This is a genomic window from Burkholderia sp. Ac-20392 (assembly GCF_017104585.1).
Classification (GTDB): Bacteria; Pseudomonadota; Gammaproteobacteria; order Burkholderiales; family Burkholderiaceae; genus Burkholderia; species Burkholderia lata.
Map to the genome: position 1 here is coordinate 1 of NZ_JAAGPB010001010.1, position 1,372 is coordinate 1,372.

The 1,372-nt window shown below is 70.0% G+C and carries 2 protein-coding genes; both read left to right on the forward strand.

From position 1 onward, the window contains the following. Positions 1-960: glycosyltransferase family 9 protein (locus G3N99_RS40480; RefSeq protein ID WP_277396506.1), on the forward strand; the 960-nt coding region annotated here is incomplete at its 5' end. A gap of 184 nt (positions 961-1,144) precedes the next feature. Further along, on the forward strand, positions 1,145-1,372 hold a 228-nt coding region (locus tag G3N99_RS40485), incomplete at its 3' end, for a hypothetical protein (protein WP_206125225.1).

Sequence of the window (1,372 nt, forward strand, 5' to 3'; positions counted from 1 at the left end):
GCCGCGCGCCGTTCGGAAGCGTGCTGCCGGCTGCGGGCGGGCGACGTCGACGCGGGCGGGCGGCAGCACGAGGCGCGCTGGGATGCGGCCGACGTGATGCTGCACCGGCGTCATGCGGACCGGCCGCGGTGGACCGGCGACGAACCGCTTGCCGGGCGCACGCTGCTGTTGCATGCGGAGCAGGGCTATGGAGACACGCTGCAGTTCTGCCGCTACGCGAACCTGGCGCACGATGCGGGCGCGACCGTGATCGTCGAGGCGCCGGCCGCGCTCGGCGAGCTGCTCGGCACGCTGCGCGGCGTGAGCCGGGTCGTCACGGAGGGGCAGCCGATGCCGGCTTTCGACCTGCAGTGTCCGCTGATGAGCCTGCCGTATGCGTTTCGCACGACGCTCGATACGGTGCCGGCCGATGTGCCGTACCTGCGCGCCGATGCGCGACGGCGCGACGCGTGGGTAGAACGTCTCGATGCGATTTCGCCGTCCGGCCGGTTGCGAGTCGGGCTCGTATGGTCGGGCAACCCGCGCCATGCGAACGACGAAAACCGTTCAATACCGTTTGCCGCGCTCTTACCGCTTGTTGCAGCGCACGACGCGACGTTCGTGAGCCTGCAGCCGCTGATACGTGCGCGCGACGCCGACGCGTTCGCCGCAAGCGGCGTGCTGTCGTTCGCGGACGTGCTCACGGATTTCGCCGAAACGGCTGCGCTGGTCGACACGCTGGATCTCGTGATCAGCGTCGACACGTCGGTTGCGCACCTGGCTGGCGCGCTCGGGCGGCCCGTCTGGATGCTGCTGCCGCGCGTACCGGATTGGCGCTGGTTGCTCGAGCGCGACGACTGTCCGTGGTATCCGTCCGCGAGGCTGTTCCGGCAGGCGCGGCCCGGAGACTGGCCGGCAGTGATCGGCCGCGTGGTCGACGCGCTCGGCACGGTGCGCCGCACGCCCGCTGTGGCGGCGTGACCGCCTTCCATGACAAAAGCTACGGACCTTTTCACGGCGGCCGGAATGGTCCGTAACAGTCGCCATGTCGCTGCCATTCGCGCTTCGTATGGTCTTCGGATTCCAGCGGCCTGTTTCAGGCGCAACGACATGTGCGGTGCCGGAGCGGCGCCGCGCGCAAATTCCTAGCATCGGGGTGGCAAGAATGGCAGCACGCGCACGTACGGAACGGCAACTTCGCGCAACGGCCTCGCGGTCGGTCCTGAAATCGGAGCTGAGCCCGCTTTACCGGGCGGTCGTGCTGATGCTCGCGGCAGGCGTGTCCGCCCATGCGCATGCGGCGGGCATCATGAACCTCGGTCATGTGGCCGCGAGCCCGGCCGGCGGCGGCGCGGGCGGTGTCGGCGGCGTGCCGGGCATGCCGAATCTCGGC